General features: G+C 42.5%; 17 protein-coding genes. 10 read left to right on the forward strand and 7 right to left on the reverse strand.

From position 1 onward, the window contains the following. The 4 genes from dnaA to gyrB are packed head-to-tail and all read left to right on the forward strand — an operon-like array spanning position 1 to position 6106. A complete protein-coding gene (dnaA, locus tag CW740_RS00005) occupies positions 1-1395 on the forward strand; it encodes a chromosomal replication initiator protein DnaA (protein ID WP_106645625.1) in 1395 nt (464 codons plus the stop codon). 15 nt (positions 1396-1410) lie between these two features. Further along, positions 1411-2514 (forward strand): DNA polymerase III subunit beta, encoded by a 1104-nt coding sequence (dnaN, locus tag CW740_RS00010; RefSeq protein WP_106645626.1) that lies wholly within the window; start codon positions 1411-1413, stop codon positions 2512-2514. Positions 2515-2541: 27 nt separating this feature from the next. After that, complete coding sequence (recF, locus tag CW740_RS00015; protein WP_106645627.1) at positions 2542-3639, forward strand: DNA replication/repair protein RecF; 1098 nt, start codon at positions 2542-2544, stop codon at positions 3637-3639. Between the two features lie 40 nt (positions 3640-3679). Beyond that, positions 3680-6106 (forward strand): DNA topoisomerase (ATP-hydrolyzing) subunit B, encoded by a 2427-nt coding sequence (gene gyrB / locus CW740_RS00020; protein ID WP_106645628.1) that lies wholly within the window; start codon positions 3680-3682, stop codon positions 6104-6106. A gap of 91 nt (positions 6107-6197) precedes the next feature. Here gyrB and CW740_RS00025 read toward each other — a convergent pair whose 3' ends face one another. Continuing rightward, positions 6198-7130, reverse strand: coding sequence for a PPK2 family polyphosphate kinase (locus CW740_RS00025; protein WP_227523868.1), 933 nt, complete (start codon positions 7128-7130; stop codon positions 6198-6200). 158 nt (positions 7131-7288) lie between these two features. Between CW740_RS00025 and CW740_RS00030 the strand changes: the two genes are divergently transcribed. After that, positions 7289-7492: a dodecin family protein gene (locus CW740_RS00030; protein WP_106645630.1), complete on the forward strand. Its 204-nt coding sequence runs from the start codon at positions 7289-7291 to the stop codon at positions 7490-7492. A gap of 71 nt (positions 7493-7563) precedes the next feature. Here the strand turns inward: CW740_RS00030 and CW740_RS00035 are convergent, their stop codons facing one another. Continuing rightward, on the reverse strand, positions 7564-9027 hold the full coding sequence (locus CW740_RS00035; protein ID WP_106645631.1) for a helicase HerA-like domain-containing protein: 1464 nt from the start codon (positions 9025-9027) through the stop codon (positions 7564-7566). 163 nt (positions 9028-9190) lie between these two features. Here CW740_RS00035 and CW740_RS00040 point away from each other — a divergent pair, with 163 nt between their 5' ends. Together CW740_RS00040 and CW740_RS00045 are read left to right on the forward strand one after the other, a co-directional pair. After that, the gene (locus CW740_RS00040) at positions 9191-11170 is read left to right on the forward strand and encodes a GspE/PulE family protein (protein ID WP_106645632.1); all 1980 of its coding nucleotides are present in this window, start codon (positions 9191-9193) and stop codon (positions 11168-11170) included. Positions 11171-11283: 113 nt separating this feature from the next. After that, complete coding sequence (locus CW740_RS00045) at positions 11284-11844, forward strand: hypothetical protein (RefSeq protein ID WP_106645633.1); 561 nt, start codon at positions 11284-11286, stop codon at positions 11842-11844. 75 nt (positions 11845-11919) lie between these two features. Here the strand turns inward: CW740_RS00045 and CW740_RS00050 are convergent, their stop codons facing one another. From CW740_RS00050 to pepQ, 4 genes are read right to left on the reverse strand one after another with little or no spacing between them, the layout of a single operon-like run. Continuing rightward, the gene (locus tag CW740_RS00050; RefSeq protein ID WP_106645634.1) at positions 11920-12162 is read right to left on the reverse strand and encodes an accessory factor UbiK family protein; all 243 of its coding nucleotides are present in this window, start codon (positions 12160-12162) and stop codon (positions 11920-11922) included. A 14-nt stretch (positions 12163-12176) separates the two neighbouring features. Then, positions 12177-12542, reverse strand: coding sequence for a SirB2 family protein (locus tag CW740_RS00055; protein ID WP_106645635.1), 366 nt, complete (start codon positions 12540-12542; stop codon positions 12177-12179). Continuing rightward, positions 12536-13189, reverse strand: a complete 654-nt coding sequence (locus tag CW740_RS00060; protein ID WP_106645636.1) for a YigZ family protein — start codon at positions 13187-13189, stop codon at positions 12536-12538. Before CW740_RS00060 ends, CW740_RS00055 begins: the two co-directional genes overlap by 7 nt. A 9-nt stretch (positions 13190-13198) precedes the next feature. Continuing rightward, the gene (pepQ, locus tag CW740_RS00065; RefSeq protein WP_106645637.1) at positions 13199-14518 is read right to left on the reverse strand and encodes a Xaa-Pro dipeptidase; all 1320 of its coding nucleotides are present in this window, start codon (positions 14516-14518) and stop codon (positions 13199-13201) included. Positions 14519-14782: 264 nt separating this feature from the next. Here pepQ and fadB point away from each other — a divergent pair, with 264 nt between their 5' ends. Then, on the forward strand, positions 14783-16939 hold the full coding sequence (gene fadB / locus CW740_RS00070) for a fatty acid oxidation complex subunit alpha FadB (RefSeq protein WP_106645638.1): 2157 nt from the start codon (positions 14783-14785) through the stop codon (positions 16937-16939). Between the two features lie 17 nt (positions 16940-16956). Then, complete coding sequence (fadA, locus tag CW740_RS00075) at positions 16957-18123, forward strand: acetyl-CoA C-acyltransferase FadA (RefSeq protein ID WP_188459701.1); 1167 nt, start codon at positions 16957-16959, stop codon at positions 18121-18123. Between the two features lie 75 nt (positions 18124-18198). Here fadA and CW740_RS12470 read toward each other — a convergent pair whose 3' ends face one another. Further along, positions 18199-18342 carry a hypothetical protein gene (locus CW740_RS12470; RefSeq protein ID WP_188459672.1) on the reverse strand — a complete coding sequence of 48 codons (144 nt, stop codon included), beginning with the start codon at positions 18340-18342 and terminating at the stop codon, positions 18199-18201. Between the two features lie 132 nt (positions 18343-18474). On the opposite strand from CW740_RS12470, the gene CW740_RS00080 reads away from it, so the two are divergent. Beyond that, the gene (locus tag CW740_RS00080) at positions 18475-18867 is read left to right on the forward strand and encodes a VOC family protein (RefSeq protein ID WP_106645640.1); all 393 of its coding nucleotides are present in this window, start codon (positions 18475-18477) and stop codon (positions 18865-18867) included. Positions 18868-18870 lie beyond the last annotated feature (3 nt).

An 18870-nucleotide genomic window follows, 5' to 3' on the forward strand; every position in this document is an offset into this window, starting at 1 on the left:
ATGATGGGTAATGTGTGGCGGAGTTGTTTACAGAAATTGCAGTCAGAGTTATCTGCTACTGAATTCAACACTTGGATCAAACCTCTTCAAGTCAAGGAAACAGATTCGGAAATGGCTTTGTATGCACCGAATCCCTTTTTCGTTGACTGGATTCGTCAGCAATACCTGGATCGTATTAATGAATACCTTGAACAGAAAGACTCTTCTTCTCAAAAACAAATTTCACTGCATGTGGGTAACTTAAACCAGGCCGTAGAGCAAAGCAGCTCTACTTCTGCCGCATCGTCTACTTCTAATGGTGCCAGTGTAGATACCTCCAACCAGATTCGCTCAACAACATTTGCCAAAACTGAACAAGCACCTTCAGGTTTCCAACAGAACAATCTTAACCCTAACTTTATTTTTAGTAATTTTGTTGAAGGTAAATCAAATCAGTTAGCTCGCGCAGCTGCGCAGCAGGTTACCGAAAATCCAGGTGAAGCTTATAACCCCTTGTTTATCTACGGTGGCGTAGGTTTGGGTAAAACCCACTTGATGCACTCTGTGGGTAATGCCATTTTAGAACAAAAGCCCAATGCCAGGATTGTCTATCTGCATTCTGAACGGTTTATGGCCAATATGGTTAAAGCACTACAGACCGGAACGATGGACAAGTTTAAAAACTTTTACCGCTCTGTTGATGCCCTACTGATTGATGATATCCAGTTCTTTGCTAATAAAGGCCGTACTCAGGAAGAGTTCTTCCACACCTTCAACAACCTGATCGAAAAGAACAAGCAGGTTATTATCACCTGTGATAGATTTCCTAAAGAGGTTGAGGGCCTTGAAGAGCGTCTTAAGTCTAGATTCGGTTGGGGCCTGACTGTTGCAGTTGAACCACCCGAACTTGAAACGAGAGTGGCAATTTTAATGAGCAAGGCTCATTCCTCTAAAATCGAGCTACCTAATGAAGTTGCTTTCTTTATCGCTAAACGCATACGTTCTAATGTTCGTGAGCTGGAGGGGGCGTTAAAACGTGTCATTGCGAATGCCCAGTTTACTGGGCGGGCTATTACCCTGGATTTTGTTAAAGACGCTCTTAAAGATTTGATTGCTGCTCAGGACAAATTGATTTCTATTGAAAACATACAAAAAACTGTTGCCAGCTATTACAAGATCAAGGTTTCTGATCTATTATCTCAAAGACGGAGTCGGTCTATTGCTCGACCTCGACAAATGGCTATGGCATTGGCGAAAAACCTCACCAATCATAGCCTACCCGAAATCGGCGATGCTTTTGGGGGAAAGGACCATACTACGGTTTTACATGCCTGTCGTAAGATAGAGCAGCTTAAAGGCGAAAGCATCGATATTGAAGAAGACTTTTCCAATTTACTAAGGACTCTGTCCAGCTAATAACAAGGTGTCTCTATGCGTTTTACCATAAGCCGGGATCAATTGCTGGCGCCACTTCAATTGGTCAGTGGTGCTGTAGAAAAGCGACAAACTCTTCCTGTTCTATCTAATGTTTTAATGGTTGTTGATGATAGTAAGTTATCACTTACTGCGACAGACCTTGAAGTAGAGCTTAAAGCACAGGTTGAACTTGAAGGAGAATTTGAGCCTGGTGAAATCACAGTTCCGGCCCGAAAACTGCTTGATATCGTACGCAGTCTCGGTGATGGCGAAAATGTTAAGGTTGAACAGTCAGAAACACGTCTTAAGTTAATTACTCCTAGCAGCCGCTTTAGCCTATCTACTATGTCTGCAAATGAGTTTCCTAATCTTGATGAAACGGCAAGTCTCGCATCTCTGGAATTGACTCAGGAAGTACTAAAAACCCTGATTGAGAAAACACAGTTTGCAATGGCCCAGCAAGATGTTCGGTATTATCTCAACGGTATGTTGTTTGAGTTTGATAATGACCGTTTAACGACTGTTGCTACCGATGGCCATCGTCTGGCACTTTCTCGTGCTAAAGTATTAATCGATACAGAAGATAAAATTAGCGCTATCATTCCTCGCAAAGGTGTTACCGAGCTGGCACGTCTGCTAGAACACAGCGAAGAGAAAGTTACCCTTAACCTTGGCTCTAATCATATTAAAGTTATCGGTGCCGACTATTCATTTACTTCTAAGCTTGTTGACGGACGTTTCCCAGAGTACGACAAGGTATTGCCACGCAATGGTGACAAAGTTGTTATAGCCGATCGCGAACTATTCAAAGAATCCTTATCTAGAGCTTCCATTCTTTGTAATGAAAAATTCCGAGGGGTACGTTTTATGCTATCTAACGAACAAGTTAGATTGCATGCCAATAACCCTGAACAGGAAGAAGCTGAAGTTGAATTCGGTGTTGAATACCAGGGTTCCGATCTTGAGATTGGCTTTAATGTCAGTTACATGATTGACGTTATGAATACTATAAAAACTCAGCAAGTTAAGTTGACCTTTATAGATGCTAACAGCAGCACCTTAATTGAAGAAGTGGATGGCGGCGAAAGTTTGTACGTTGTTATGCCGATGCGTCTATAAATCCTAATCGTATTTTCAGCATCCTAGATGCAAATCCAATCCTTATCTATTCAGAACTTCAGAAACTTGCAGCCCTTGAGGCTGCATTTTTCTCCCCAGCTTAATATAATCTACGGGGATAATGCCGCTGGAAAAACAAGTATTCTTGAATCTTTGTTTATTCTTGGGCATGGTCGTTCTTTTCGTACCAGTCGTCACAGTAAATTAATTCACCATGAGCAGGACTCATTTACCCTGTATGGTGAACTCAATGCATATAATGTTCTGCACAGATTAGGGATTCAACGGTTTCGAAATAATGACGTCAAGATGCGTCTTGATCAGGAGCCTCTTACAAAGCTGAGTGATTTAGTTGCCCTGGCCCCAATACAAGTACTCGCTCCAGAACACTATGAATTATTGACCAAGGGTCCCAGTGGAAGACGCAAGCTTTTGGATTGGGGAGTGTTCCACGTGGAACATTCGTTCCTCAAACGCTGGCAAAGTTGTCACCGACTGATATTGCAGAGAAACAAGCTGTTAAAAACCAGTCGTAATTATCAGGAGCTTTCGGTCTGGGATCAGCAGCTTGTGCCTCTTTCCGAACAAGTCTCACATTACCGTCAGCAATACATTGATCTTTTAACTCCCTTGTTTAAACAAATCGCAGGCAAATTCTTACCTGAAGTTAAGCTTTCTCTCGCTTTTTACCAAGGCTGGCAAGGTAATGACCTGGCTGCTCTTCTAAAAGAACAGTATAACAAAGACAAGAGACTCGGTTATACCCAGTCCACGATTCAGAAAGCAGATATTAAAATTATGTCTGGTAAAAAGCTTGCGGCAGACTACCTTTCTCGTGGTCAGCAAAAGCTTGTAACTACTGCTTTAAAGCTTGCTCAATTAAGCCTTGCACAGCAGCGAGGCCAGCAGTATCCTGTTTTTTTGCTTGATGATATTGGAGCTGAGCTTGACGAAAAGCACCAAAGAATGCTGTTAGATTTCCTAGCTCAGCAACCAGAGAACCAACAGATATTTATCACTTGCGTGCATTTAGATCCTCTCAAAAGCCTCCTAAACAGGTATAATAATGCCAAGTTGTTCCACGTGGAACACGGGGCCGTTACAGCGATAGAGGCCTCTAAGTGAATGCGCAATAAGCTCATATAGAACATCATAAGGAATCCGTATGTCGGAAAATAACAGTTACGATTCGTCCAGTATTAAGGTATTGAAAGGTTTGGATGCTGTTCGTAAGCGTCCAGGAATGTACATTGGTGACACCGATGATGGCACTGGTTTGCATCACATGGTGTTTGAGGTGGTTGATAACTCCATCGATGAAGCTTTGGCTGGCCACTGTACAGATATTTATGTGACCATCCATAGTGATAATTCAGTATCTGTTAAAGACAATGGACGTGGTATTCCTACTGAAATTCATGAAGAAGAGGGGGTTTCAGCAGCTCAGGTAATCCTGACCGTACTCCATGCAGGTGGTAAATTTGATGATAACTCTTATAAAGTGTCAGGCGGTTTGCATGGTGTAGGGGTATCTGTTGTAAACGCCTTGTCAGAAGAGTTAAAGCTGACGATCCGTCGTGGTGGTAAGCGATACGAGCAGACTTATGTCCATGGTGAGCCACAGGCACCATTAGAAGTGGTAGGTGATGCTGAGACAACTGGTACTGAAATACGCTTTAAACCCAGCAATAAGACATTCACAAACACAGAGTATCACTACGATATTCTAGCCAAACGACTGCGTGAATTATCTTTCCTTAACTCCGGGGTTAGCATACGTCTGGCTGATGAGCGTTCTGGTAAACAGGATCACTTCATGTATGAAGGGGGTATCAAGGCCTTTGTTGAATACTTGAATAGTAAGAAAACCCCAATTCATGAAAAGGTCTTCCACTTTACCCATGAGCGTGAAGAAGATGGCATCACCGTTGAAGTGGCTATGCAGTGGAATGACGGCTTCCAGGAAAGTATCTTCTGCTTTACCAACAATATCCCGCAGCGCGATGGTGGTACTCACCTTGCAGGATTCCGCGCAGCTTTGACCCGCGGTCTTAACAACTTTATGGAAAATGAAGGCTACAACAAGAAAGGTAAGGTTAACACCACGGGTGATGATGCTCGAGAGGGCTTAACTGCTGTTATTTCGGTTAAGGTTCCAGATCCAAAGTTCAGCTCACAGACTAAAGATAAGCTGGTTTCCAGTGAAGTGAAGACAGCAGTAGAGCAGGCAATGGGTGAACATCTGAAAGATTTCCTTTTAGAAAACCCGGGTGAAGCTAAGTCTGTCGTGAACAAGATGATCGACGCGGCAAGAGCGCGAGAGGCGGCGAGAAAAGCTCGCGAAATGACACGTCGTAAGGGTGCTCTTGATATCGCAGGTTTGCCAGGAAAGCTCGCTGACTGTCAGGAAAAAGATCCGGCCTTATCAGAACTTTACATTGTGGAGGGTGACTCCGCGGGTGGTTCAGCTAAGCAGGGTCGCGACCGCAAGAATCAGGCTATTCTGCCACTAAAAGGTAAGATTCTAAACGTAGAAAAAGCCCGTTTCGATAAAATGCTATCCTCACAGGAAGTAGGTACTTTGATTACTGCATTGGGTTGCGGAATCGGCCGTGAAGAGTTTGATGCCGATAAAACAAGATATCATCGAATCATAATCATGACCGATGCGGACGTAGATGGTGCACACATTCGAACTCTGTTATTGACGTTCTTCTACCGTCAGGTACCTCAGCTTATTGAGCGAGGCTATATTTATATCGCGCAGCCACCTTTATATAAGGTTAAAAAAGGTAAGCAGGAACAATATCTAAAAGATGATGAAGCGTTAGAAAACTACTTAACGCAATTGGCACTGAACAATACTGAGCTTTATGTGAGTAAAGATGCACCGCCAATCAGTGGCGAAGGACTTGAGCGTCTGGTCAATGAGTATAGGGACGTTCAAACTACAATTCGTCGCCTGGGTCGTTTGTATCCATCAAATATTCTTAACAGCATGATCTATCATCCAACCTTAAAAACGGATGACTTAAAAGATGAGGCAAAAGTTAAAGAGTGGATGGAAACTCTGTCAGTAAAACTGAATAAAGATCAGAAGAGCGGTGCAGTACGCTTTATCTTTAACCTGCGTAAGGATAATGAATTAGAGCACTATCTACCACACTTCACAATGTTCCATCATGGTGTTGAAAGTGAATACTTACTGTCAACAGACTTCTTTGCCTCCAGTGATTACAAAAAGATATCACTACTTGGAGAAAAACTGGAGACCTTAATCGAAGAAGGTGCATTCGTGAAGCGTGGAGAGAAAATCCAGGAAATAGAATCATTCAAGGATGCTCTTGATTGGTTGATGGGTGAAGCACGACGTGGTCAGGCGATTCAACGCTATAAAGGACTAGGTGAGATGAACCCTGGGCAGTTATGGGAAACTACCATGGATCCAGAAAGTCGACGTATGCTTCAGGTAACCATTGAGGATGCTGTTGCGGCTGATCAGTTATTTACCACACTGATGGGTGATCAGGTAGAACCTAGACGTGAGTTTATTGAAAGTAATGCGTTATCGGTCTCGAACCTCGACGTGTAATATGATTTAAATTTAAACTCAGACTTTTAAAAGAATACCGCCATATGGCGGTTTTCTTTTTTATGATGGAATATTAATTAAAAGTAAGTACTTACTTATCAACACTGTCATTTAAGATCTTTTCATAGGCAGGTAGAGCGGCCTGATCTTCGTCAGACAGACTTGGAAACTGCAAAGGGAGGCGAGAGATATTGTCTAATACCAGTTGCGATACTATGGCTCGCATAGCAGCTTTATTGTCAGCGGGAATGATATACCAGGGTGCCCAGTGCCGAGATGTATTAGCTAAAGCTTCTTGGTAGGCGTGTTGATACTTGTCCCATAGCTGACTTTCTTCTATATCCGAACTGGAAAACTTCCAATTTTTCTCTGGATTGTGGATACGAGACAAAAATCGTCGGTGCTGTTCCTGTTGTGAAACATTCAGGAAAAACTTGAGAATCATGGTGCCATTTCGAGCAAGGTGAGCTTCATGAGAATTAATGGACTGAAACCGGTCTGACCAAAAATGGGTATCATGCACAATAGAAGAAATATCATTATCAGTTAGATTAGGTAGTCGTTGATTAAGCAGATATTTGGGGTGTACTCGAACCACCAGCACTTCTTCATAATAACTGCGATTAAAAATACCAATTCTGCCGCGCTCAGGAAGAGCTTTATTAGTGCGCCACAAAAAGTCGTGGTCCAGCTCCTGACTAGAGGGTTGTTTAAAGCTGTGAACCTGGAATCCAGCTGGGTTTATCCCACTGAAGACTTTTCTGATGGTGCTGTCTTTACCAGCAGCGTCCAGTGCCTGAAAAATTAAAAGAACAGAAAAACGATTATCAGCAAACATCTTATGTTGCAGATGATAGAGCGCATCAGAGTTTACCTGTAATTGAGCCTTATATTCATCCTTAGTTAGAGCTGATGAAGGAGACGTTTGTAGTTGATTGATGGCTAATTGACCATCAAACGGCATTAGGAAAGGTGAATCAACACAATGAAACAAAGATGAGTTTGCTTGATGACTGTCAGCCATATAAGTAGGTACCTTATAAACAATGATTACAAGATCCATCAAATTGAAAAAAATAACAAGCCGCAATTGTTAAACATTCAGAAATGAGCTGTAAATCATTGATATAGAAGTCAGCAGGAGTAAGATAACTTAGGAATCAAAAACAAAAAGGAGAATTTATGTCAGTAGCAAAAGTCACTGAAATTATTGCAGATTCAAAAGATAGTTTTGAGGATGCCGTGAAACAAGGCATCAGAAGAGCAAACAAAACGTTGGATCAGGTAAAGTCTGCATGGATAAAAGAGCAGCAGGTTGTCATAAAAGATGGAGAGGTGGATAAGTTTCGAGTAGTTATGAAAGTAACCTTCCTCTTAAAAGATTAACCTAACCCTATTAACCAAAAGCCCATGTCACGCCATGGGCTTTTTGCTATCAGGAAGTTAAACTTTAGTGGTTACTTACTACCAAGAATAGAACCAAGCAACCCACGAACAATTCTGCGACCAAGCCCGGAGCTGATGGTGCGAACCAGGGTTTTGGTAAAGGCTTCGCCAATTGACTGACGATTTGATCGTCGAGCGGGTTTCGACTGTTTGCGGATTTTTTCTGCCTCTTTCATTTCATTAGCTTGACGCTGAGCCAGCTCTTGCTCCCTTTGCAGTAATACTTCATAAGCTGATTGTCTATCGATAGAATTGTCATAAACACCTTTAATTACAGATTTGGTGAATAGTGACTTCCAGTCATCATCATTGAGTGGGCCTATCTTGGAACAAGGTGGGCATATTAATGTCTGCTCTACAGGGGTGGGTCGACCTTTCTCATCGAGGACCGAAACTAAAGCTTCACCCACAGATAATTGAGTAATCACTTCTTCTGTATTAAGTTTACGGTTGGGTCTAAAGGTTTCTGCGGCCGCTCGAATGGCTTTTTGATCTTTCGGTGTAAAGGCGCGTAGAGCATGTTGAACGCGGTTACCCAGCTGACCAAGGACAGAGTCTGGAATATCGGTTGGGTTTTGAGTGACAAAGTAAACGCCAACGCCTTTGGAACGGATTAATCGAACAACTTGTTCGATACGTTGCAAAAGAATTTTTGGGGCATGGTCAAATAACAGGTGAGCTTCGTCAAAAAAGAAGACCAGGCGGGGTTTGTCAGCATCACCAACCTCATCCAGTTCTTCAAAAAGTTCGGACAGTAGCCAAAGCAAGAACGTGGAATAAATTTTTGGATTAAGCATCAATTCTCGGCTATAGAGTAAATTAATATAGCCTTTACCATTAGGGTCTAAACGCATCATGTCATTGATGTTTAAGGCGGGTTCACCAAAGAAGTAATCGCCGCCAGAATTTTCAAGAACCAGGAGCTTTCGAATAATGGCTGCAACGGTTTGTGAGGTCACATTGCCGTAATTACGACTGACCTCCTGACGGTTATCACTTAACCAGTTAAGCATCGAGCGAAGATCTTTAATGTCGAGCAGTAAAAGCCCCTGTTCATCGGCAATGTCAAAGGCAATATGTAATACACCACTCTGGGTATCATTAAGCTCAAGAAGATTGGCGAGTAACAAGGGACCCATTTCCGAAATAGTAGTTCTTATTGGATGACCATGATTGCCATAAACATCCCAAAACAAAACAGGGTTAGGACGAGATTTATAGTCGGGTATATGAATAGCTTCAATTCGTTCTGAGATTTTGGGGTGGGGTAGCGCGGCTTTGCCAACTCCGCTTAAATCACCTTTGATATCAGCGGCAAAGACAGGAACTCCTATATTAGAAAAGGCCTCAGCAAGGACTTGTAAAGTAACCGTTTTGCCGGTACCGGTAGCACCAGCAATTAGGCCGTGACGGTTTGCCATTTTGGGATTCAATTGAATATGTTGTTGTTCGTTATTACCGCCAATTAGTATCATAATGTCAGTCCATGCATAATTATTCATTCAGAATAAATAATCACAATCAAAACGCAAGTAAAAGATTTGGCTGGGACAGCAAAGAAAAGTTGATATTAATCAAGAAACTAAGACGAAAATAGCGTAGATTAAGAGTAGAAAGAGGGCCAACCTGGGAGGGGACATGAATTTTGATTTGTTGCTGGAAAAGACGCTAAGCTCAACGAATGAGCAAACAACAAATAGTGTCTTATGTGATAAGAAAAATAAACTACAGGATGTAAAGCTAGAACAGGTTGATTTTGAAAACCAGTTATTTATTACCGAAGATAACAAAACACCATTCTCCGAAACTCAATATATTGTCATCCAAAAACCTGTTTTTGAAAGCCTCGAGGAATATCAGAAAGAAACGGGCAATCTAAACTACTCCAACTATCGGGTAGAGATGAGTGATAAATTTACCATAACCGGGCAGTGTGTTTTCTGTGAAAAAGAGAATGGTCTCTGGAAAGTACTGCGTCTGCATCATAACAACATTTTCATTATACTTATATCAGAAGCCAACATAACTAATATGGACATACTGCAGGGAAATGGTCGTTCGACCTTTGGCAAAGAAGAAGATCGATACACCGGTGAAATCAGGGATATTGATTTGGGTTCAATAGAAATAGATGAGAAATGGGTGCGGAAATTTCCGCCGGAACTTCTATTTAAATATCAGGCATTACCGTTATACAAAAAAAACAACTATCTTGAAGTAGCTTTTACCAACCCACAACAAATAGATGCGATGCAGGTATTGAGCTTCATAGCGGGCTGTAACATTGAACCACTAAAAGCCAACAAGCGAGATCTATTGGAATATTTAAGTGGCATCGTTCAATTTCAAAACGAAAAAGAAGCGCTAAACGAACTGAAGCGAGTAGGAATAGATGCCAGTAAAAACCTAGCCACCAATGAAATTGAAAGTTTGGGTAAAAAGAAAGGTGTGATTAACTTAATGGCATCAATCATAACGGATGCGATTGAGAAAGGAGCTTCAGACATCCATTTACATCCACGGGCGAAACATCTACAACTCTTGTACAGAATGGACGGCACACTGACGCCTATTCGAAAACTGAATTTGTCATTACACCAGGCATTAGTCAGTCGTATAAAAATTATTGGTGGTATGGATATATCAGAGCGTCGATTACCACAAGATGGACGTATAGAATATGCCGGCAATGGAAAAAGTATCGATATGCGTATTTCAGTCATGCCGACCGTTTATGGGGAAAGCGTTGTCATTCGTATATTGGATAGTTCGCAAGGGTTGCGTGACATAACGGAGCTTGGCTTCAATGAAAAGGACACGGAACGATTCGTGAATTTATTGCATTCAAGTTATGGCATGTTTCTAGTAACAGGACCAACCGGTTCAGGTAAATCAACTACACTTTATGCTGCCATTAATGAGAAAGTAAAAGAAGGCCCGCACATCGTTACAGTAGAAGAGCCGGTGGAATACAAGATGGAAGGCGTAACCCAAATCCCGGTGAATCATAAGATAGGCTATACCTTTGCCAGGGCGCTGAGAAATATTTTACGGCATGATCCTGATGTCATCATGGTCGGAGAAATCCGCGATGGGGAAACAGCTAAAATTGCTGTAGAAAGTTCATTAACGGGTCACCTGGTGTTAAGCACTCTGCATACTAATAGTGCAGTAAGTACCATTACGCGTCTAATTGAAATGGGTGTTGAACCTTATCTGTTAAAAGATGCCTTGGTTGGAATTCTGGCACAACGATTAGTAAAGAAAAACTGTCCGCACTGTCTCGAAGAAGAAGTAATCCCAGAATCAATTCGCAAAGAAATTCAAGCTGCAAAAAATGATAAGTTTTATAAAGGAGCCGGTTGTGCGGAGTGCTTTAATACCGGCATAGCAGGCAGACGATCTGTGTATGAGTTACTCAGTATTTCACCTGAAGTAGCACTCGAAATTAATGAGACATTGGATATCAACAAACTCAATGAAATAGCAAAAAAACAGGGAATGGTTACCTTGGCGGAAATGGCTTTAGAACTAGCACGCAAAAAAGAAATCTCGGCTTTAGAGGTCTATAAAATCAGGGCCAATGCCAGCCAGATAAAAACACTGGAAGAAGAATAATGTAACCAAACATAATTTCAAATCGTCTACCTGTAAACATCAAACAAAAAGAGTTGTAGAAACTGCATCTTAGCTGATGTAACTTGTTGTATTAATGGATAAAAGGGGGTGATATGAAAAATTTAATATTACTGGCCATAAGCGTAGTAGTGTTAGGGTTATTAGGTTGTAAAAATGATGATGAAGAAACTAAGCTATCTGCTTCGTTAACCATGAAAACTTATGAAGTGGGGTCACAGGATATCACTTATGGTCCAGAGAAGACTGTTTTCATGGAAAAGGAACCAATAGCATTTGATATGAAGTTGACCAATACTGGATTCAAAACAGAGCGTGTAGAGTTCGGCGGGTGTGGGTTTGATGTCATTGAAATATACGACTCGAATGGAGACATGGTTTATAGTTCAGAAATTACAACAACAGGTTGCGGCGCAGTGTGGTATGTAGAGGTTATGTACACGGGAGAAACAATTGGGTCACCAACACTTTGGGATCAAGAGTTATATAATGTGGATCCTGATACTGGAGCAATTTCAGCTACTGGTGAATATCTACAACCAGGAGACTATACAGTGATAGGTTATGCGAAGGTACATCTAGGATCCTCAGAAGCGGAAGCAACGATTATTCCAGTGCCTGTAGAGTTAAGCCTAACAATAGAGGCATCAGAGTAAGAAGTGTAACAACTTTTAGGTAGTATTAGGTGTAATAAAAAAGGAGCCGATGGCTCCTTTTGTCATATATAAAAACTAAAGTTTAGACTCGATATCAGCCAGCTTTTTTTCCAGCTCTACCAGCATCAAACGAGTTCTTTGTAATACTTTGGTTTGTGCATCGAACTCTTCACGAGTGACCAGATCAAGTTTGGCTAATTGACTCTGTAGAATCTGCTTTGCCTGCTTTGCAAATTCATCACCTGTGTTTTTAACGGATTGAGGAATTGCATCGGACAATTTATTGGCAATATCATCAAGCACTTTAGGATCAATCATGGTTAGCTCCTCAATTACCAAAGCAATGGTTTAAAGCGAGCAAGATAGAGAACGGCAAAAATACTGGCGATTGCCAAAATGAAAAAGATTAGGCGCTTTTTACTTTCAGTAGCATGGAACATCTTAATACCGAAAAAGATGTAGGTAACGATCAATAGAATCTTAACGGTGAGCCATGGCTGGTGATGAGGGTACATTTTTGTCTGAACCATCAGAACGATACCGCTGGCTAATAAGAAGGTATCAATAACATGTGGCAGGATTTTAACTATTTTTTTCTGTAGTAATTGGCTGCCTCTGAATAACCAGACACTACGAATCAAAAATCCTAGTACGGTCAATGCCGCCAAACTCATATGAAAATGTTTTAACGCTAACATGTAACTTTGGTTACCTCTATTTGATTACGGTTAATATAGGCTTCTAGTGCTGCTTCTAATTCGGGCAGGGTATTTAATGGTACCTCAGCTCGAATGGTCACCTGTTCTGCAAAATCGGTACCCACTATTTCAGCCTGAGCTTCCTTGAGCAGGTATTCTACCTGTTTTTGTAGCTCATAAGCACAGGTTAGATCAAGTTTCTCGGTGTAAATGCGAGAGCCAAGCTTTATCTGCTCCATAGCCTGCTTGACTGATCCACCATAGGCCCTGGCCAGTCCGCCGGTACCTAATTTTGTACCGCCATAATAACGAGTTACCACAGCAGTAATGTCACCAACTTCACTATGTTGTAAAACATTAAGCATTGGCATACCCGCAGTGCCACTTGGCTCACCATCATCGGAGCAGGCAATCAAAGTGGTGCTGGCAGGATTACCTACAATATAGGCCCAGCAATGATGGGTGGCGTCTGGTTCAGTCTGATTAAAGTGGTTAACAAAAGCCTTGGCATCCTCAACCGTCGGGGTAAAAGCTACTCTGGCGATGAAGCGACTGCCTTTTATGACTTCCTCAAAAGAAAAAGGGTGCTCAACACTATGTTGAGGCACCCGGTAACCAGCAAGTTCCAGCTTAGTCGTGTCTGACATCAAGTGAAATTAGTCCAGATGCTCGCGGGTCAAATTGCGTGGTCCTGTTGCAGTAACCAGTACTTCATCCTCAATACGGATACCGCCGAAAGGCTTAAACTGTTCGATCTTGTCCCAGTTAATAGATTTGCCATGTTCGGTCTGCTTTAGATCACCTAGTAATGAATCAATGAAATAAAGTCCCGGTTCAATGGTAAGAATATTGCCCACTTCGATATCACGAGTGTTACGCAGGAAGGGATGTGCTTTCGGTGGTGGTGCTGGATCACCTTCTACATTGGCCTGATGACCGCCAACATCATGGACCTGAAGACCAATATGGTGTCCAAGGCCGTGTGGGAAGAAGGTCGAAGTGACACCTGCTTCTACCATAGACTCTGGTGACATATCGCAGAACTTGTATTTGTTAAGTAGCTTGGCAATTTCGTGATGGGTTTCAATGTGTAAATCCACATAGGACTGGCCAATAGCAACCTTGCCACAGATACGTTGCTCCAGAGCATCCATATCACCAATCAGTTCTGCAAACTCATTCTGCTCATAAGCATAAGTACGAGTAATGTCAGCGGCATAGTTATTGTATCGGGCACCGGCATCGATCAGGAAAGTTCGGTACTGCTCTGGTGCCTTATTGTTATATAAGGTGTAGTGCAAAATCGCTGCGTGCTCATTCAGTGCAACAATGCTTCCATAGGGAAGTTGGTGTTCGGTATGACCGGTAGCCAGTTGGTAGGCAAGATGGATTTCAAGCTCTGAACCTTGTTTGAAGAACATGTCGCGAGCAGCCATATGACCCAAAGCAGCTCTTTTATTGGCACGAGAAACACATTCAACTTCATAGTCAGATTTGATGGCGCGGTGCCAGTTAATTTCATTCATGAAGTAACCTGGGTTAACCGCTGCAAAATTGTCTTCATCAAAGGGACGGCCCATTTCACCAATGTAGGCAACGTTGCCAGTGGTCGGGATATGAGAAAGCACCTCGTCTTTGGTGCGGGTCATCACAATATCAAAATGCTCTACCCAGAAACCTTCCGGGTCGCCTGCCACATAGTGCCAGAAATCTACTGGCTGGTAGTAACACAGCTTTCGCGTACCGTCTGCAGAGATGATGAGAACACTGTCGTGCAGATCGTCTAATGGCACAAAGCTGTTAAAGTGGAAATTCGATTTAAACGGATAGGACATATCATCCAGGAAAATGCCATGTTGTGAGCCGGCCGGGATCACCAGGTGATCAAAGTCATGGTTTTCCATGGCTTTCTGATAGCGCTTGGTAACGACATCAATATGTTGCTTGAATAAAGGGGCCAACGAAGAATCGTGCATAAAGTATCCGATTGTGGTTAATCAATAGTGGCACCATTATTCCAGAAATCACGCTCGATCAGAAGGGCAGTCGGGGGCTTTCGTTTGCCGGCAAACTTCGTTATGATTGGTCAGACCAGAAGTTTCAATTGTGTCTGCTGACCTGCAGCAGTACACTGGTTTTCTTTATTTTGGCACTTAGTTAAAACAAACAACTATGCTGCCAGACAATTACCGCCAAAGCATTTCCTGCTAATGAATGGCAGCCAGCAATGGAGATTAAGAATGATATTTGAAGGTCAATCGATTCAATGCAGATTGCACCCAACTGGGATTGCAGAAGTCTGTTTTGACAATCAGAAAGAGTCGGTCAATAAATTTGACCGCGATACCTTAGAAGAACTAAATAAAGTCATTAGCTTGTTAAAAGATAACTCAGATGTTAAAGCCGCCATGGTTACCAGTGGCAAGCCGGTTTTTATTGTCGGTGCTGATATCACTGAGTTTCTAAGTTTATTCGCTTTACCGCGTGAAGAGCTGATGCAATGGATCGTGGAAGCAAATGCCATTTTCTCAGGATTTGAAAATCTGCCTTTCCCAACCGCAGCAGCAATTAATGGTGTGGCCCTGGGTGGCGGTATGGAAATGTGCTTAAGTTGTGACCTGCGCGTTGCCTCAACCAATGCTCAGGTTGGCTTACCAGAAACGAAACTTGGCTTAATTCCAGGATTTGGTGGAACTACTCGTCTACCGCGAGTGATTGGCGCGGATAATGCCTTTGAATGGATTGCTGGTGGTAAACCAAGCAAACCAGAAGCTGCTCTAAAAGTAGGAGCTGTAGATGCGGTTGTTGATGGTGAGAGTCTGTTCGAAGCCACTGAGCGCATGTTAATAGAAGCGATTAAAGACAAAATAGACTGGAAAGGCCGCCGTGCTGAAAAAACAGGGCCATTGCAGCTTAATAAGATTGAAGCGACCATGTCATTTATGACCTCGAAAGCCTATATTGCTGGACAGGCAGGTCCTCATTATCCAGCACCGGTCAAAGCCGTTGAAGCAATCGAAAAAGGTGCAGGACAACCCTTGGCAGATGCAATTAAGTTTGAACATGAAGCCTTTGCTGATGTAGCGCAAAGCCCGCAGGCTTCTTCTTTGATTCAACTGTTCCTTAACGATCAGGTATTAAAGAAAAAAGCCAAGCAGGCTTCCATGGCGAAAAATGTTGATGTAAAAGCAGCAACTGTACTGGGTGCGGGCATTATGGGTGGTGGCATTGCCTATCAATCGGCTTCACGAGGCGTACCTGCAATTATGAAAGACATTCGCCAGGAAGCTCTTGAGCAAGGCATGAACGAAGCCATCAAGTTGTTTGGTAAAGGAGTTAAATACGGCAAGATCAGCACTGAGAAAATGGCCCAGGGTATTGCCAGCATTAAACCAACGCTTAGCTATGATGAAATCAAGCATACTAATATTGTGGTTGAAGCAGTAGTAGAAAACCCAAAAGTCAAAGAAGCTGTTTTGAAAGAAGTGGAAGAAATGATGCCCGAAGATGCCATCATCTGTTCAAACACTTCAACTATCTCAATTGACAGACTGGCAAGTGCGCTCAAACGTCCTGAGAAATTCTGTGGGATGCACTTCTTTAATCCTGTACACAAAATGCCATTAGTTGAAGTGATACGCGGCAAAGACACTTCAGAAGAAACTATTGCCAGCGTTGTTGCTTATGCCAGCGCCATGGGTAAATCACCGGTTGTGGTCAATGACTGTCCGGGCTTTTTTGTAAATCGTGTCCTGTTCCCATACTTTGGTGGTTTCACCAAACTCTTGCGAGATGGTGCCGACTTCCAGCAGGTCGATAAAATCATGAGCAAAAAATTTGGTTGGCCAATGGGCCCAGCCTATTTGCTTGATGTGGTGGGAATGGATACTGGTAAACATGCAGCTGAAGTAATGGCTGAAGGATTCCCGGATCGCATGAGCAAGGAAGAGAAAGATGCTATTGATGTCATGTTTGAACATGACCGTTATGGTCAGAAAAATGGTAAAGGTTTTTATGTGTACGGTACCGATAAAAAAGGCAAGCCGACCAAAGAAGCCGATCCGAAAGCTTATGAAATTTTAAAAGAAGTTTGTGCGGAAACCAAAGATTTCTCAGACGACGAAATTATTGCTCGCACCATGCTACCAATGATTATCGAAACTATTCGCTGCTTCGAAGAAGGCATTATTGCCAGTCCGGCAGAAGGTGATATGGCCTTAATTTACGGGTTGGGCTTCCCTCCATTCCGCGGCGGTGTATTCAAGTATGTTGATGATAACGGCATGCAGGCAATTGTTGATTTGGCCAATAAGTACAAACATTTGGGTAAGGCTTATGAGCCTACCGAAGGTATGGTAGCAATGGCTAAAGAAAACAAAACATTTTACAACGCATAACCAAAGGGGAATTAATGATGAATGAAGTAGTAATAGTAGATGCCATTCGTACCCCAATGGGGCGTTCGAAAGGTGGCATGTTTAGAAACACTCGCGCCGAAGAACTATCCGCTAGATTAATCCAGGGTCTACTGGATCGCAATGACGCGTTGGATCCGGCAGATGTGGAAGATGTGATCTGGGGTTGTGTGCAGCAAACTCTCGAGCAGGGCTTTAATATTGCCCGTAATGCTATGTTAAAAACCAGCTTACCGCATACCGTAGCCGGCCAAACAGTTAACCGATTATGCGGTTCTTCAATGCAGGCGCTACACACGGCTGCCCGTTCGATTATGGTCGGTGATGGTGACGTGTTCATTATCGGTGGTGTTGAGCATATGGGTCATGTACCTATGAACCATGGTATTGATTTTGATCCTGAACTGGCTAAATACACAGCAAAAGCTGCAGGCATGATGGGATTAACCGCAGAAATGCTGGCGATTATGCATAAAGTATCTCGCCAGGAGCAGGATGAGTTTGGTTACCGTTCGCATCAGTTAGCACACAAAGCTACTGTCGAAGGTCGTTTCAAAAAAGAAATCCTGGCAATGGAAGCGCATGATGAAACCGGTGGCCTTAGACTGTATGACTTTGATGAAGTGATTCGTCCTGAGTCAACAATAGAAGATATGGCAAAGTTACGTCCGGTCTTTAATCCAAAAGACGGTACCGTAACTGCGGCAACATCATCAGCCATATCAGATGGCGCAGCAGCAATGTTGGTCATGTCTCGAGAAAAAGCCGAAGCTTTAGGTTTAAAACCGATTGCCAAAATCGTATCAATGGGTGTGGCCGGTTGTGATCCGTCAATCATGGGATTCGGCCCAGTTCCAGCAGTCAATAAAGCACTTAAGCGTGCTGGAATGAAACTCTCTGATATCGATCTATTTGAATTGAACGAAGCTTTCGCGGCTCAATCAATTGCAGTACTGGATGGATTGGGGATGCGTGACAACTGGCAGGATAAAGTCAATCTAAATGGTGGTGCTATCGCACTTGGCCATCCGCTAGGTTGTTCAGGAGCTCGAATTTCTACAACCTTACTTCGACTGATGGAAGACAAGGATAAAGAGTTCGGTATTTCAACTATGTGTATTGGTTTGGGGCAAGGTATTGCAACCGTGTTCCAGAGGTTGAATTGATATTAAACTATACAAGATATAAAGGCTCCATCTGGAGCCTTTTTTGATTTGAGAAGAGCTTAGTGGGGATATATGTCACGGTTTATTTTGTAGCTTTTTTTCTGAACGGTTTTGTTGACGTTCGGTATCAAAAAATATACTGCCGGTGACGCCGGCCAGGCCGAATAAAAATATCAGTACTGATACAAGGATTACGATTATCCACTCAAATATTGTCATAGTGCACCTCCTGTGCTTTTCTTTTATATTGGCTAATAAAAGAAAAGTTAGCAACTAAAAGAATGTAAAAGTTTAATTGTAGTCTATACTGAAACGGGTGAATCTAAGGTGAACATCAATAGGAGAATTGTGATGCAGTCGAACTGTCAGAAGATTACAAATGTGATTGTGGTCAAGAATCTGGAGAAAGGCATAAAATTTTGGGAGAAAGTTGGCTTTGAAGTGGTTACTTCAGTCCCTCAAGGTGATGAGATCGGTTTTGTTATTTTGGGCAATGGAAAAACAGAAATAATGTTTCAAACAACCGCCAGTATCGAAGAAGATATCAATCAAGTTTTACCAGAATCAAACACCTTTTTGTTTGTCGAGGTTGAAGATATTTCAGGGATACAAAAGATGCTTACAGGTGAAAATATCCTGATTGAAGAGCGCGAGACATTTTATGGTGCCACGGAAACGATTTGTACTGATCCCTATGGGAACTGGATTTGTTTCGCACAATTTAAGGAAGGTAAACCAGAGTAGATA

This window comes from Kangiella profundi (genome assembly GCF_002838765.1).
Lineage (GTDB): Bacteria > Pseudomonadota > Gammaproteobacteria > Enterobacterales > Kangiellaceae > Kangiella > Kangiella profundi.